This window comes from Sphingopyxis panaciterrulae, from assembly GCF_014199295.1.
GTDB classification, from domain to species: domain Bacteria; phylum Pseudomonadota; class Alphaproteobacteria; order Sphingomonadales; family Sphingomonadaceae; genus Sphingopyxis; species Sphingopyxis panaciterrulae.
In genome coordinates, this window is sequence record NZ_JACIJH010000014.1 from 1 (window position 1) to 15,737 (window position 15,737).

12 protein-coding genes are annotated in these 15,737 nt (G+C 66.2%); 5 read left to right on the forward strand and 7 right to left on the reverse strand.

What is annotated here, in order from left to right:
* Together FHR21_RS16810 and FHR21_RS16815 are read right to left on the reverse strand one after the other, a co-directional pair.
* Positions 1–539, reverse strand: a 539-nt coding sequence (locus FHR21_RS16810; RefSeq protein WP_184100423.1) for a S4 domain-containing protein, incomplete at its 3' end; no start/stop codon positions are given.
* 411 nt (positions 540–950) lie between these two features.
* Entirely contained in the window at positions 951–1,874 is a 924-nt protein-coding gene (locus FHR21_RS16815; RefSeq protein ID WP_184100424.1) for a 4-hydroxy-tetrahydrodipicolinate synthase family protein, read from the reverse strand.
* Between the two features lie 146 nt (positions 1,875–2,020).
* Between FHR21_RS16815 and FHR21_RS16820 the strand changes: the two genes are divergently transcribed.
* Positions 2,021–3,355 carry an amidohydrolase family protein gene (locus FHR21_RS16820; RefSeq protein WP_184100425.1) on the forward strand — a complete coding sequence of 445 codons (1,335 nt, stop codon included), beginning with the start codon at positions 2,021–2,023 and terminating at the stop codon, positions 3,353–3,355.
* 34 nt (positions 3,356–3,389) lie between these two features.
* Positions 3,390–6,191 (forward strand): M16 family metallopeptidase, encoded by a 2,802-nt coding sequence (locus FHR21_RS16825; RefSeq protein ID WP_184100426.1) that lies wholly within the window; start codon positions 3,390–3,392, stop codon positions 6,189–6,191.
* An 8-nt stretch (positions 6,192–6,199) separates the two neighbouring features.
* On the opposite strand, the gene FHR21_RS16830 is transcribed toward FHR21_RS16825, so the two are convergent.
* The 5 genes from FHR21_RS16830 to FHR21_RS16850 are packed head-to-tail and all read right to left on the reverse strand — an operon-like array spanning position 6,200 to position 12,222.
* Positions 6,200–7,456 carry an amidohydrolase family protein gene (locus tag FHR21_RS16830; protein WP_184100427.1) on the reverse strand — a complete coding sequence of 419 codons (1,257 nt, stop codon included), beginning with the start codon at positions 7,454–7,456 and terminating at the stop codon, positions 6,200–6,202.
* A complete protein-coding gene (locus FHR21_RS16835) occupies positions 7,453–8,826 on the reverse strand; it encodes an amidohydrolase (RefSeq protein ID WP_246427290.1) in 1,374 nt (457 codons plus the stop codon). Before FHR21_RS16835 ends, FHR21_RS16830 begins: the two co-directional genes overlap by 4 nt.
* 14 nt (positions 8,827–8,840) lie before the next feature.
* Positions 8,841–9,563 carry a hypothetical protein gene (locus FHR21_RS16840; RefSeq protein ID WP_221235230.1) on the reverse strand — a complete coding sequence of 241 codons (723 nt, stop codon included), beginning with the start codon at positions 9,561–9,563 and terminating at the stop codon, positions 8,841–8,843.
* Complete coding sequence (locus tag FHR21_RS21220) at positions 9,560–10,840, reverse strand: amidohydrolase family protein (RefSeq protein ID WP_221235231.1); 1,281 nt, start codon at positions 10,838–10,840, stop codon at positions 9,560–9,562. Before FHR21_RS21220 ends, FHR21_RS16840 begins: the two co-directional genes overlap by 4 nt.
* A complete protein-coding gene (locus FHR21_RS16850) occupies positions 10,837–12,222 on the reverse strand; it encodes an amidohydrolase (protein WP_184100431.1) in 1,386 nt (461 codons plus the stop codon). The genes FHR21_RS21220 and FHR21_RS16850 overlap by 4 nt, the downstream gene beginning before the upstream one ends.
* Before the next feature lie 157 nt (positions 12,223–12,379).
* On the opposite strand from FHR21_RS16850, the gene FHR21_RS16855 reads away from it, so the two are divergent.
* Genes FHR21_RS16855 through FHR21_RS16865 form a run of 3 tightly spaced genes read left to right on the forward strand, consistent with a single transcriptional unit; the run spans position 12,380 to position 15,734 of the window.
* Positions 12,380–13,576 (forward strand): aminotransferase-like domain-containing protein, encoded by a 1,197-nt coding sequence (locus tag FHR21_RS16855; RefSeq protein ID WP_184100433.1) that lies wholly within the window; start codon positions 12,380–12,382, stop codon positions 13,574–13,576.
* Positions 13,570–14,688, forward strand: a complete 1,119-nt coding sequence (locus tag FHR21_RS16860; protein ID WP_221235232.1) for an ABC transporter ATP-binding protein — start codon at positions 13,570–13,572, stop codon at positions 14,686–14,688. Before FHR21_RS16855 ends, FHR21_RS16860 begins: the two co-directional genes overlap by 7 nt.
* Entirely contained in the window at positions 14,688–15,734 is a 1,047-nt protein-coding gene (locus tag FHR21_RS16865) for an ABC transporter substrate-binding protein (RefSeq protein ID WP_184100435.1), read from the forward strand. The genes FHR21_RS16860 and FHR21_RS16865 overlap by 1 nt, the downstream gene beginning before the upstream one ends.
* The last annotated feature ends 3 nt before the right edge of the window (positions 15,735–15,737 follow it).

Genomic DNA, 15,737 nt, shown 5'->3' on the forward strand with positions numbered 1-15,737 from the left:
TCGCTCCTCGGGGCTTCGCCCCTCGTCCCGACAGACACACCGCCGCCATTCTCATCCTGATTGTCGGCAATTCTCACCCTGATTGTCGCGCAGCAATCGAGCAGATAATTAGCCCAGCCGGTATCATTGGTCATAAGCAGCAGCCCTTCGCTTGCCTTGTCGAGACGCCCGACGGGCGAAAGGAACGGCAGGTCCGGGGGGAGGCAGTCATAAACCGTTCCCCGCTCCTGCGGGTCGCGACGGGTCGTGACCAGCCCGCGCGGCTTGTTGAGCATGAGATATAGGGGACGTTCGGCGATGACGCTCCGCCCGTCGACCGCGATCCGCGCCCGCCGCAGGTCGACGCGCTGCGACGGAGAATGGACCGGGCGATCATCGACCATGACCCGTCCTTGATCGATCAGGGCAGTGGCCTCGGTGCGGGAACAAAAGCCGAGCTTCGACAGCGCGCGCGGCAGGCTGACCACGCTGTCATGATACCGGGTTTTAGCAGGTCCGGCCCGGTTGGGCCGCGCACTGGACGGGAAGCGCCGCGACATGCACAATCTCGCGACCGGCGCGCCGCATCTTGCCGGATAGGATAGGGAATAAAGCAGTTTGGTGCGGCTGCCGCCAAGGAAATCCGATCCCGGACATCGCGCAAAGCGGCGATGCCCGGGCTAGAGGCCGGCGATCTGTCTGCCGGCGCGCAAGGCGCGAAGGAGGCGGCGGCGTTCCACCGCGCGCTTCTACCGCCCCCGGCGCGCAACGGCAATGCCGACACGCTCAGGGCGGACGGGGATAGGCGATGCCGATTCAACGCACGCCGGTCCAACGACAAGCTTCAGGCACGATCCAACCAAAAGGGGGAACGACTGACGTCGGACGGGAAGCCAGCTCTTCATTAGCCGAAGACGGTGTCTGTATCCGGAGCGCGGCGCGATTCACCCGCGCCATGCGAACTCATATGCTCAGCCTGACACATCGTAACCGTATCGATGCCCCAATCCAGCCGCGCGGAGGATGGCGAGGCCCTTTCCGATTTCATCTTCCGGCAATTCGCGAAGAGGCTTGCGCAGACCACCGACCGGAAGGCCGCAGGCCCGCATCAGAGACTTGATGGCGACCGGGTTGATCGCCGAATAGTTGAAATGGAGCAGCGGCAACAGCGCCAGATACTGGGCGCGGAACGCCTCGGCATCGCCATCATCCGCCCAGGGCTTCGAGATTGCGGCCATTTCGGCAGGCGCGATGTTGCCGCCCATATTGGCGGTGCCATGACCGCCGAGCGCCATCGTCGGGACGACCAGCCCCAGATTGGGGGAATCGCAGCACATCACCGAAACATCGGGCGCTGCGGCCAGAATCTGTGCGATCTGGCCGACGCGCGCGGTCGATTCCTTGTGAATCACGATGTTGGGATGCTGAAAGAGCCGGAGCAACTGATCCCAATGAAGATCGGTCTTCACCCGCGGCGGATTGTTGTAGATGCCGAGCGGCAGGTCGGACGCATCGGCGACGTCGAGGTAGAATTGCTCGATGTCGGCCTCGGAAGCGCAGATATAAGGGGGTGCCGCGATCACCGCGCCATCGGCGCCATTGGCCGCGGCGAAGCGCACATTCTCGATCACTTGCTCGGTCGAAGCGCCGGTGCAGCCGTAATAGAAAGCCATATCCGGCGGGCGCATTTTCGCGGTCTCGACGACCACCCGCTTCTTTTCTTCAGGCGAGAGCAGCGACGGCTCGCCCGTCGAACCCATGAACAGCATCGCGGCGGTTCCGTGGCGATGCTGATGCTCGATCAGCATCCGCCACGCACCGAAATCGATTTCGCCCCTTGCATCGAAAGGCGTGACGGTCGCGACGAAGGATCCTTCGACCCGGCTCCTGGACATGAAACGGCTCCCCTTCTCGCCTGTACGCTCGGGATATGATGGGCGGCGCGGCAAAATCCGCTATCGCGGCTGGCGGATTTTGAGCGCTCGGCCCTCTTACTCCATAGGACGGTGCGTCATCGCGAGAGGATCAGGGGGAGAATGCCATGCTGAAAGGCATCCAGCGGATCGCGTGCACGCTATTGGGGACGGGCCTGCTCCTCTGCATGGGATCCAGCGGCGCGGCGGAAGACGGCACCCGGACGATCGCCCTTCGCGCCGCCCATCTTTTCGACGCGACGAGCGAAGGGCTGCGCGACGATGCGGTCGTTATCGTGCACGGCGGAAAAATCGTCGCGGTCGGCGGCGAAGCAGCTATTCCGGAAGGCGCCGAAATCATCGACCTTGGCGATGCGACACTGATGCCGGGCTTCATCGACGTCCACTCGCACCTGACGCTCGAGCCCGATGAAAATTATTATCGCAAGACGCTCAACGAGTTGATGCGCAACCCGACCGAAATGGCCTTTTATGCCGCCGCGAATGCGCGCCGGACACTCGAAGCGGGTTTCACGACGGTTCGCCATGTCGGCGGGCGCGAATTCATCGACGTGGGCTTGCGCAATGCCATCGCCGCAAATCTGACCGACGGTCCGCGGATCTTGGCCGCCGGCAATGCGATTACCGCAACCGGCGGCAGTTGCGACCGGCCGCCTTTTCCCGCCCAGCGCGTCGCGCCGCTCACCCCGCGCGAGGGCGTCTGCACGGGGGCCAATCAATGCCGCGAGGCGGTGCGCGACCAGATCAAATGGGGCGCCGACGTCATCAAGGTCTGCGCCTCGGGCGGAGTTCTCTCCTATGATCCCGTCGACGTTCCCCAACTGACCCGCGCGGAACTCGATGCCGCGATCGGCGAAGCGCATCGGTGGGGGCGCAAGGTCGCCGCGCACGCGCACGGCGACACAGCCGCGCGCCTGTCGGTCGAGGCTGGAATCGACTCGATCGAGCACGGCAGCTTTCTGTCCGAAGATACGCTGAAGCTGATGAAGACGAAGGGAGTCTTCCTCGTTCCCACTTTCATGGCGCTCGACTGGGTGGCGACCAACGCCGACGGTTATCCACCCAATATCGCCGAAAAGGCACGCGTCGCGGCGGCATCGCACGGCGACATGTTCCGCGCCGCATTGCGGATCGGCGTGCCGGTTGCGCTGGGCACAGATGCGACCGTTCGCCCCGACGGCCATGGCCGCAACGCGATGGAGTTCGCGCTGATGGTCGATGCCGGCATGCGCCCCGGCGCAGCCCTCCTCGCCGGTACCAGCAATGCGGCGCGGCTCCTCGGCCTCGACGCCGAGATCGGAACGCTCACGCCAGGAAAATGGGCCGATATCGTCGCGGTGCCGGGCAACCCCGTTACCGACATCCGCGCGACCGAACATCCGTCGTTCGTCATGCAGCGCGGCCGCATCGTCCGCCGGAACGGTGTTTCGCTGCTACGCTGACCGCTGCCCATTCGCCGAATTTCGGGAGATATCGATGCGTCGCCTCATCCCCTTGCTGCTTCTTGCCGTCAGCCCCCTGCCGCTCGCGTCGGCCGTAGCCCAAACCGAAGCGGCGGCGCCCGCTCTGCTCGATGTCCCGAAGCTTCAATTCACGAAGCGCGTTCTCGCCAATGGAGCTACTCTCTACGCCATTCGCGATACCGCCACGGCCACGGTATCCATCAACATCTGGTACGATGTCGGCCAGCGCGACGACCCGCCCGGACGCGGTGGCTTTGCGCATCTGTTCGAGCATCTGATGTTCAAGACCACGCGCAACCTGCCCGGCGGCGTGCTCGACGCGGTCAATGCGATAGGCGGCAGCACCAACGCCTCGACGCTGTTCGACTATACCGACTATTATATCACCGCACCCGCGAACCAGCTCGAGGCCATGTTGTGGATCGAGGGCGAACGGCTGCGCAATCTGGTGATCGACGAGGCGAGCTTCCACTCCGAGCGCGACGTGGTGAAGGAGGAACTGCGCCAGCGGATATTGGCGCAGCCCTATGGCCGCATCCTCTATACGCTGATTCCCGCCTTCACTTTTGATGACCACCCCTATGCGCGCCCGATAGGGGGGACGATTTCCGACCTCGACCAGGCCGAACTGACCGACGTACGCGCGTTTCACGAGGCCTATTACCGCCCCGACAATGCCATCTTCGTCGTGTCGGGCAATTTCGACCCCGCCAGGCTCGACGCCTGGGCTGATCGCTATATCGGCGTGATCCCGCGGCCGACGCGCGCGATCCCGCGCGATCCCGCGAAGGGACGGCCGATCGCGGCACGGACGATCGATGCCTATGCGCCGAACGTACCGCTGCCGGCGCTCGTCTTCGCCTGGCGCGCGCCCTTCGCGGCCGATCGCGACGCCGCCGGCATCGACCTGATGGACGCGATATTGACGCGCGGCGCCGCATCGCGGCTGCGCCGCACCCTTATCGACGAGAAAGGCATCGCATCGGCGATCAGCAGCTACAATCTACCGGCACGCGACGGCCATGCCTTCGCGCTCGTCGTCACATTGGCGAAAGGCCATGACATCGACGAAGCGGAAGCGGCGCTTTCCGCGGAGATCGCGCGGCTCCGCAACGAACGCATCGGTGCGGACGAACTGGCCGCAGCAAAGAACGGCCTGTTCGGCGATGCGCTCTCCGCCCGCGAAACCGCGCGCGGCAGAGCCTGGGAGCTTGGCGGCGGCGCAGCATTGACCGGCGACGCCCATCTCGCCGACGAACGGCTGGCGGCCGTCCGCGCGATGACGCCTGCCGACGTCCAGCGCCTCGCGCAACGCTGGCTGGGCGATGGGACGCGCGTGACCCTTCGCTATCGCGACGAAAGCCTGCGCCCGGCCGGGTATCGGGGCGACAGTCCGCCCGACCTGTCGGCGATGGGACCGAAGGTGCCCCCTGCGTCCGCCGCTCCGGTCACGATCGCGAGCGACGCCGACCGCGAGACACGGCCGCAGCCCGGCCCGACGGTACCCTCACAGCCGCCACAGCTTGCCGACCAGCGCCTCGAAAACGGGCTTCGCGTCATCGTCGCCAAATCGTCGGAGGTTCCCCTTGTGTCGATGAAGCTCGTGCTTGATGGCGGCGATGCGGCCGACCCGAAGGCGCTGGCCGGGCGGGGCGATATGGCCGCAGCGCTGGCACTCAAGGGCGCGGACGGCCGCAGCGCCGAGGCGATCGCGAGCGACATCGCCGCGCTCGGCGGCACGATTTCCGCAAGCTCGGAGCCCGACGCAACCCTGTTTTCGGTCAATGTGCCCGCCGCCAATGCCGAAGCAGCAGCGCGCGTCCTGGCCGATGTCGCGATGCGGCCGACCTTCCCCGACGCCGCGCTGCCGGCCATCCGCAGCCAGCAACTCGCCGCGATCACCGTCGCATCCAAACAGCCGATCCAGGCCGCGCTGCGCGTCCTGCCTTCCGCGATGTTCGGCGCGAGCGCCTATGGGCTGGTACCGACCAAAACATCGATCGAGGCAATCACGCGCGACGATCTGGCGGCAGCGCAGCGTGGGTGGATGCCGCAAACCGCGACCCTGATCATCGTCGGCGCGCTTTCGCCAGACGAGGGTTTCGCGCTGGCAAAGCGACTGTTCGCGAACTGGACCGGGAAAGCTTCTGCGGCTGAAACACCGCGCACCGCTGCACCGTCCGGCCCGCGGATCATCGCGGTCGATATGCCCGGCGCCGGCCAGACCGCGGTCATCGCGGCGATGCCGACCGTCGGGCGCGACGATGCCGACTGGGCTGCCTTGCGGATCGCAAATGCGGGGCTGGGCGGCGGCTTTCAGGGCTGGTTGACGCAGGAAATCCGAGTCAAGCGCGGGCTGAGCTACAGCGCCGGCAGCCTGCTCGACACGCGCCGCGACGCCGCGCTCCTGCTCGCGGCCACGCAGACGAAGAATGAGTCCGCGATCGAAGTCGCGGGGCTGGTATTGAATCAGATTGCGCGACTTCGCAGCGAACCGATGAGCGCGGAGCGCATCGCCGACCGCGCGACCTATCTCGCCAACGGGCTTTCTAACCAGACCGAACGCGCCGCCGGCCTCGCCGATTATCTTGCTTCGCTGGTCGCGAGCGATACCGGAATCGAGGTGCTGAAGACCGAGATTTCGGCGGCATCGCCACCGTCGGCCGCAGACGTCGCCGCGGCAGTAGCCGACCATATCGCACCCCAACAGGTGACGCTGATCCTCGCGGGCGATTCGAAGCAATGGATCGCGGCGCTACGCGAGCGTCATCCCGACGTGAAGCTGATCGACACCGAAGGCCGACCGCTGCCCTGACCGCCCGGTCAGGGTGCGTAACGATCGCGCAGATCGAGCGGCCGCGCGGTGAGCGGCGTCTCGATGCCTTCGACGAAGATCAGGCGCGGCTGCGACAGGGGTTCGAGCGGGTCGCCGCTCCATAGCACGAGATCGGCCGCCCCGCCTTCTGCCAGCGACCCAGCATGGTCGGCGACGCCGAACACGCGCGCGGGGTTGATCGTGATCGCGGCGACGGCGGCTGCGTGCGGCAGCCCCCACGCCACCGCATTGCCCGCACCGTAGCGCAGTTCGCGCGCGCGGTGAGCGACGCCGCTGCCAGTCTTCAGGATGACGGTAACCCCGGCGGCATGCAGCCGCGCCGCATTGTCCATCGAGGCGCCGATCTGTGAAAAGCTGCGCGGCAAATCGGCGAGCGGATCGACGATCACAGGCACCTTCGCGGCCGCAATCGCCGCAGCCACGCGCCATCCTTCTTCCGCGCCGTCGAGAATGATCCGCAGGCCTTCGTCGTGGGCGAAGGCGATCATATCGACGATATCCGAAGCACGATCGACCTTGACGATCAGGGGCATCCGTCCCTCGGCCACCGGTACCAGCGCTTCCAGATCGATCCGCGACAGCCTCTGCGGGCGCCCCTCGCCCCGATCATAGGCGGCGCGATGACGCGCGAAGTGGCGAACATCGTCCAGCGTCGCGCGCAGGGCGACGATCGCCGCGCCCCGCGCCCCGCCGGCACGTTCGGCCCCACCCTCGCCCATTTCGAGCACCATCGCGACGCGCGGACGGGTGACCATATCGGATCGCTGCGCCAGATCGATCACCGCCGCCTGCCCCGAAAACTGCAGATCGCGCCCCGGACGATCATCATAGAGCGGCGTCGTGACCGCGTGCGTGATCCCCGCCAGCCGCGACACGGGAAGCAGGATCGAATCAGGGTTGAGCCCCAGCGAAATATCGAAACCGGCGCTGATCGAGCGGCTGTGCGTCGCGCGGTCCGCGCTCGCCGGGACCTGACTGACCTCGACCGCGCCGAGCGTGCTGTCAGCCTGGATAAAGCCAGGGGTGACGACGCCTCCCCGCCCGTCGACGACCCGCGCGCCCGCGGGCACTGTCACGTCGGGGCCAATAGCCATAATCCTGCCATCGCGGATCACGATCGTGCCCTGCGCGATCTCGCCAGCGTCGGTCATCGTCATTAGGGTCGCGTCGACGATCGCCACCGTCTCAGCGGCGGCGGGCGCCGCGAGGGCGAGCGCGGCGCAGGTTGCAAGCAGGCGGATCATCGGCGCTCTCCCGCCTGGCCGATCAGAAAGTCGGAATGACGGCGATAGGCGGGATCAGCCCGGTCAAAGACGATGGCGCCGTCGATCCAGACTTTCTCGGCGCGGGCATAGATGCTGAACGGATCAGCGCTCCACAGCACGACGTCGGCATTCTTCCCGGGCTCGAGCGTGCCCACCTTGTCGGCGATGCCGAGAGCTTTCGCCGGATTGGCGGTGAACCAGCGCACCGCCTGCGCCTTGCTGATCTCGATCCCCGCGCGCCACGCGGCGGAAAGCGCGGCGGCGGCTTCCTGATTCAGCCGCTGGATCAGGATCGGATCGTCCGAATGGATGATCGCGCAGCCGCCCGCCGCGTCGATCAGCGCGGCATTTTCCTCGATCGCGTCGAACACCTCCATCTTGTAGCCCCACCAATTGGCCCAGGTGGCGACACAGATGTCCTCGCGCACGAGCAGCGGGGCAATCTTATAAGCCTCGCTCGCATGGTGAAAGGTGCGGATGCGAAAGCCGAATTCGTGCGCGATGTCGATCATGTTCGCCATCTCGTCGGCGCGATAGCAATGATTCTGGACCAGAATCTCGCCCCTCAGCACCCCAGCGAGCGTTTCGAGTTGCAGGTCGCGCTTCGGCGGGTCGCCCGCGCGGTCGCCCTGCTCCCAAGCGTCCCATTTGCGCGCATAATCGGCCGCGTCGATCCACGCCTTGCGATAGCCCGCGACATTGCCCATGCGCGTCGACGGCGAACGGCCGCGCCCGCCATAGACGCGCTTCGGATTCTCACCGCACGCGATCTTCAACCCATAGGGCGCCCCAGGGAATTTCATCCCCTGCACGGTGACCGACCGAACATTTTTGAGCGTGACGCTACGCCCTCCGAACAAATTGCCCGATCCCGGCAGGATCATCAGCGTCGTCACCCCCGCCTCGCGCGCGGTGTCGAAGCCGGGGTCCTGAGGCCAGACCGAATGTTCGACCCAAACCTGCGCGGTATTGGGATCGGTGAGTTCGTTGACGTCGTTATGCGCATCGACGGTCTCGGGTTGCGACCAGGCGCCGAGATGCGAATGGGCGTCGATCACGCCGGGCGTGATCCATTTGCCGCGCGCATCGATCGTCCGATAGCCTGGAGGCACCGGCAAGGCGGCACCGACGGCAGCGATCCTGCCTCCCTCCATCAGCAGTGTGCCGTTCGCAATCTCCTCGCCCGTCGCGGTGAGCACGGTAGCGCCGACCAGCGCCACGGGCCGCGCGGCAGGTGGGCGATAGCTGCTGGGGAAGGGGTCGTGATCGACGGTCGGAGCGCTCGATGCCGGCGACGGCGGCGGCGCGGATGCCGTGCAACCGGCAAGCGCCGCGGCGGCGGCGATCATGAGCGCGCGCGCCCTCATTTCGCGTCGGGGGTCACCGAGCGGAGTATGCCGCCCTTGTCGTCCAGGAAATCGATCGACGCCTTGCCGTCCGGCGTCACCTTCATCAGAATGCGCGGCCGCCCCATCGCGTCGCTGAGCATCACCGCCGAATCGCGATCGCGCGTCTTTCCGACATATAGGCGCTGGCGGCCAAAGCTGCCGTCGGCCTCCACCTTCCGCAGCGCCGCCGTCTTCTCCGGCCCGTCGGGCATTTTCGAGAGGCGTTCGGCGAGGTCGAAGTCGAGCGGCGTCTCGGGCCGGTCGTTGACGATCATCCCCGCCCAGCGGCGCCCGTCATATTCGCTCTGGGTAAGCTGGATCACCTGGTCCTGCTCATATTGATCGAAGCTCAGATGCCCGCCGCCCGATACCTTGCCGTCGGGGCCGGTGCGGCCGCTGAAGGTCAGGCCGCCGTTTTCGGACCCTTCATTGTTGTAGAAGATGATCCCGGCGCCCCGGTTGCCGCTCGGGTGCGGGCGCTCCTTGCCGTGCATGATGATCCCCGGCGCCCGGCTCGTGTTCGAAACGATCATCCGGATCGTTCCATCGTCTTCGCGCACATTGATCCGCTTGACGTCGATCTCGTCGAACACGGCCTTGCCCGGCCTCGTATCGGCGCCCGCGCTCGTGGCGACGGCGAGAGCGAAAGCGGCGGTCAGCACGCCCGAATAGAGCATCAGCAGTCGGTTGGCATTCACGGCGTTTCTCCTTCAATAGGGGCCAGGATTGCGGGAAGATAGCGGTCGCGCAGTTCGGTGGCGCGCGAGGTCATCGGCTGGCGCTCGCCGCGGATCAGCACTGCAACCGGGCGCGTCAGCGTGTCGAGAGGATCGCCGTCCCAGACGACCACATCGCCGTCCTTTCCGGCTTCGAGCGAGCCGACCCGATCGGCAAGGCCGAAGATGCGCGCGGGATTGATCGTGATCGCGGCAAGACCGGCGCGCCAATCGAGGCCGTTCGCCACGGCATTGCCCGCATTGTACCGCATCTCGCGCTCGCGGTGATTGCCGTTGCCCTCGATCGCGACCAGCACCCCCGCGTCGGCGAGTCGGCGCGCATTGGCGAGCGTCGCTCCCAGCGCCTCGAACGAGGCTGGCGTATTTTCGATCGGCGTGACGAGCACCGGGACATTCGCGGCGGCGATCTCGCCCGCGATGCGCCAGCCCTCGGCGACGCCTTCGAGGATCAGTTTCACGCCCTCGCCGCGCGCCATCGCCAGCGCATCGCGAATGTCGGAGGCGCGGTTGACGGTGACGAGCAGCGGCATCCGGCCTTCGATCACCGGGATCAGCGCCTCCATGTCGGCGCGCGAGAGCGTATAGTCCCGCGTCTCGCCGCGATCATAGGCCGTGCGGCGCATCTTGTAGTCGCGCACCTCCGCAAAGAGCGCGCGCAGCATCACAAGCTCGGCGCCGCGCGCACCCCCGGCCCGCTCCGCGCCACCTTCTCCCATTTCCAGCACCATCGCGACACCGCGCCGCATCAGCATCGGCCGGCCAGCCAGCGCGACCGCCGCCGCCTGTCCGGCAAAGAGAAGCTCGCGACCGGGCGCGTCGTCATAGGCGGGGGTCGCGATCGCGCGGGTGATCCCGCCCAACCGCGCGACCGGCACGAGCAGCGAGTCCGGATTGAGCCCATAGCCGGCGTCGAACGCGGCGCTGAGGTCGCGCTTGTGCGTGCCGCGATCGTCGGTCGCCGCCACCATGCGTACCTCGATCAATCCGAGCGCAGTGCCCGCGGCGACAAGACCGGGTGTCACCACCTTCCCGCTCGCGTCGATACGTGTCGCGTCGGGCGGCACCGCCACATCGGCCCCGACCGCGGCGATGCGGCCATCCCGAATCAGCAGCGTCCCGCTCGCGATTTCACCCGCCGGCCCCATGGTGACGATACGCCCGCCGGTAATGGCGATCGTTTCCGCAGCCGCGGGCGCAGTGGCCGCAAGCGCGAGCAGGAGCACACCGAGCCGGATCACCGGGGAAACTCCTGTCCGGGCTGACCGAGAAGGAAGTCGGAAGGGGCGCGATAGCGCGGGTCACCGCGGTCCCACATCGACACCCCGTCGATCCAGACGCGTTCCGCGAGAGCATAGACGCTGAACGGATCGGCGCTCCACAAGACGACATCGGCCATCTTGCCCGGTTCGAGCGTGCCGACCCGGTCGGCGATGCCCAGCGCCTTCGCCGGATTGGCGGTGATCCATCGGATCGCCCGCCCCCGGCTGACCGACAAGCCCGCGTGATTCGCCGCGGCCATCGCGATCCCCGCTTCCTGATTGAGCCGCTGGATCAGCAGTCCGTCGTCCGAATGAATGATCGCGCAGCCACCGGCGGCATCGATCATCGGCGCATTCTCCTCGATCCCGTCGAGCGATTCCATCTTGGCGCCCCAACTGTTCGCCCAGGTCGCGACGCAGATATTCTCGCGCGCGAGCAGCGGCGCGATCTTGTAGGCTTCGTTGGCGTGGTGAAAGGCGCTGATCCTGAAACCGAACTCGCGCGCAATGTCGATCATCACCGCCATTTCATCGGCGCGATAGCAGTGATTTTGGACGAGAATCTCGCCCTTCAGCACCCCTGCGAGCGTTTCGAACTGCAGATCGCGCTTCGGGGGATTCCCGTTCCCGCCGTCATTCTCCCACTTGTCCCACTTGCGCGCATAGTCGGCGGCGTCGATCCACGCCTTGCGATAGCCCGCGACGTTACCCATCCGCGTCGACGGTGCGCGGCCCTTGCCACCATAGACCCGCTTCGGATTCTCGCCGCACGCGATCTTGAGGCCATAGGGCGCGCCCGGGAACTTCATGCCCTGCGTCGTCACCGACGGAACATTCTTCAGCGTCACCGATCGCCCGCCAAACAGATTGGCCGAGCCGGGAAGGACCAGCAGCGTCGTGACGCCGCCGGCGCGCGCGAGGCGGAATTTGGGATCCTGCGGCCATACCGAATGTTCGGCCCAGACTTCGGCGGTGTTCGGCGCAACAGCCTCGTTGCCGTCCTGATGCGACGGCGTGCCCGGCGAAGGGTAGACGCCGAGATGCGAATGGGCGTCGATGATGCCGGGGGTCACCCATTTCCCGCGGCCATCGACGCGAGTGTAGCCATCGGGCACCGCCACGCCCCTGCCTACCGCCTCGACCCGCCCGTCGCGGATCAATAAGGTCGCGTTCGCGATCTCTGCCCCCGTGCCCGTCAATATGGTCGCCCCGACGATAGCCACCGGCGCGGCGGGCGCGGGGCGATAGGTGCTGGGAAACGGCCCCTCGGCGGCACCGGCCGGACCGGATGCCATGCCCATCGCTGCGGCCAGCAACGCCCATCGCACACACTCCCCCAGATGCTTCAGGCGCAATCCCATTTTTCGGTCTCCCCATCACCACGAGCGACGGGAGATCCAAATCCGCCATCGCAATTTTTGCGCGCGATCCGGTGGCGGATTCGGCGATGCGGACCATCGTTTCGGGCAGGGTGCATGGTTTCGCAAAAAGCGAAGCGAAGGAGGGGCTTCCAACTTGTTGAGTGACGATCGTCTGGCACGCCGGGCAAGACCGCTGTCGACGCGACTGCCCTCCCCCCATTTTCCTTCCGAGTTCGGCGAGGAGGTCATTCTCTTCGATTCAGGCTTCGCCGCGCCGCAATTGCTGCCCGATCTTGCTCCTTATGCCGCAGTCGCGCTGACCGAGCATCGCGATGAGACATTGCAATATGCGTCGGGTCGCGGGCAGCCGTATCTGCGCGCATGGCTGGCCGAGTGGATGAACGCCGATGGCTGCGATGTCACCGCCGATCATATCCTCGTCACCAACGGGGCCAAACAGGGGATCGACCTGGTCTGCCGCCTGCTGCTCGACGAAGGCGATGCGATCGTCGTCACCGCACCGACCTATTTCACCGCCATTCCGATCTTTCGCAATTTCGGGGTCGAATTCATTGAGGTGGGACAGGACGCCGCCGGTCTCGATGTCGCCGCGCTGGACGCGCTGCTCGCCCGTCGCGATGCCGAAGGCAAGCCGCCACCCAAGTTCATTTATAACATACCCGAATTCCACAATCCGACCGGCGCCACGATGACCGGCGCCCGGCGCACGGCGCTGGTCGCGCTCGCCGAAGCCCGCGAAATTCCGATTCTCGAGGACAGTCCCTATCGACGCGTCCGCTTCGACGGCGAGGACCAGCCGCTCCTGAAGGCGCTCGATCGCTCGGGCATCGTCTTTCACCTCGGCACCTTTTCCAAGCTGGTGGCGCCGGGACTCCGCATCGGCTGGATCGTCGCGGAGCCTGCCCTGATCGCGCGGCTGATCCAGCTCAAATCCGAAGGCGGCTCGTCGCCGCTGATCCAGCGGATCATCCATGATTTCGCAAATTCGTCGGCCTTTCCGGACCATATTGCGAAGGTGCAACGAGAGTATCGCGTGCGCCGCGATTGCATCCTGGCTGCGGTCGGACGCGACCTTCCCGAAGCCCGGATAGCGATTCCCGGGGGAGGCTATTATGTCTGGCTGACGCTGCCCGATCGCGTCGACGGCGATCTGCTCGCCGCGCGCGCTGCTGACGCCGGGGTGCATCTGATCGCGGGCAGCCGTTTCTTCGCGGGGTCGTCCGACGACGCACCGCGCCACCATGTGCGCCTGTCGTTCAGCTATGCGACACCGCATCAGATCGAAGATGGCATTCGCCGGCTCGGCGCCGTGTATCGGACCATCGCATGTTGATGGCGGGCACCCGATTGCCGCTTGTCGAATTTCGCGGCGTAGAGAAACGCTATGCCGGAGGAAGCGCCGCGGCCGTCGCGGCGCTCGATCTCGCGATCGGGCGGGGCGAATTCCTGACCCTCCTCGGCCCCTCGGGTTCGGGCAAGACGACGACGTTGATGATGCTCGCGGGTTTCGAAACACCCACCGCCGGTGACATTCGTCTCGGCGGCCGATCGCTTGCCGATCGCCCCCCGCACAAGCGCAACATGGGGGTCGTGTTCCAGAATTACGCCCTCTTTCCGCACATGAGCGTCGCGCAGAATCTGGCTTTCCCCTTGCGGGTTCGCGGGGTGAAAGGCCGCAAGGCAGCGGACAAGGTCGTCGCCGCGCTCACCCTCGTCAAGCTCGACGGCCTCGGCGACCGCCGGCCCCACGCGCTTTCCGGCGGGCAGCGGCAGCGCGTCGCGCTGGCGCGCGCGCTGATTTTCGAGCCCGACATCGTGCTGATGGATGAGCCGCTGGGCGCGCTCGACCGGCAGCTTCGCGAACACCTCCAGATCGAAATCAAGCGGATTCAACGCGCGCTGGACCTGACGATCCTCTATGTGACCCACGACCAGGGCGAGGCGCTCGCGCTGTCGGACCGGGTCGCTGTGTTCGCGGGAGGGCGGATGCAGCAGGTCGGCACCCCCGGCGCCATCTACGAGCATCCGGCCAATGCCTTTGTTGCGGGCTTCGTCGGAGAAAATAATCGCCTTGCCGGCACGCTCGTTGCCCGGCAGGGCGACCGCTGCGCGATCCAGCTTGCGGGAGGGCAGATCATTCGCGCGACGGCCGCCGATCCGCTGCTGCCCGGGGACAAGGTGGTCGCGATGATCCGTCCCGAGCATGTCCAGCCGGGCGCGGTGCCGCCAGCCTGTTGCAGCACGCTCGAAATCGACGTCGACGAGTTCGCCTATCATGGCGACCATCGCCGCATCGCCGCCAACGTGCCGGGCGCCGGATCGCTGATCATCCGCGTGCCCGTCGATATGGCGGCGCAGCGCGGAGACCGGATGACGATCGGCTGGTGCATCGATCATTGTCTCGCCTTTTCCGCGAGCGAGATCGAGCCAGGAAAAACTTCGTGATGACCAGGCGCGCCCTACTCGCCTTGCTCGCTCCCCTGCTTCTCGCTTCGTGCGGATCGGGGTCGGACCTGCGCCCGCTGACCGTCGTCGGGTGGGGCGGGTCGTCGCAGGATGCGCATCGCCAGGCTTATTGGTCAGCCTTTTCACGCACGACTGGTATTCCGCTGCGCGAGGATAGCTGGCGCGGCGGGGTCGGGGTCATCCGTACCAAGGTCATGGGCGGCGACACGAGCTGGGATATTGTTCAGGTCGAGACCGAGGATCTGATCCTCGGCTGCGAGGAAGGGCTGTTCGAGCGGCTCGACTGGTCCGCGCTCGGGGGGCGCGAGGCCTTTATTCCGACAGCCGTCCATGATTGCGGGGTCGGTGCTATGCTCTGGTCCTATGTGATCGGCTACGATGGCGACCGGATCAAGGGAGCAGGCCCCAGAAACTGGGCCGATTTCTGGGACGTCAAACGTTTCCCCGGCAAGCGCGGGATGCGCAAGACTCCCAAATATTCGCTCGAATTCGCCCTGCTGGCCGACGGTGTGCCGCCCGACCAGGTCTATCCGACGCTGCGGACGCCGGCGGGAATCGACCGGGCCTTTCGCAAGCTCGACGAGATCAAGCCGAACGTCGTCTGGTGGTCGTCGATCTCGCAGGTGCCCGACCTGCTCGGGTCGGGAGAAGTGGTGATGTCGGTGACCAGCCCCGGCCGGCTCGTCGTTGCCAATCGTACCGAAGGCCGCCATTTCAAGCTCAGATGGGACGGCAACATCTATGCGGTCGATTATTGGGTGATCCTCGCCAACAGCCCGCGAAAGCAGGAGGCCGAGCAACTGCTCCGCTTCATGACACGTCCCGAAAACCAGATGCGCCTCGCACGCTTCATCCCCACTGGCCTCACGAACATCGAAGCGAACCGCCGTGTCGATCCCAAGCTCAAGCGCGACACGCCGAGCGACCCCGCCAACATGACCAACGCGCTCGAACTCGATGCCGATTTCTGGGTCGAATATGGCGATCAGCTCACCCAGCGGTTCAACGCCTGGGTTGCGCGCTGAGGC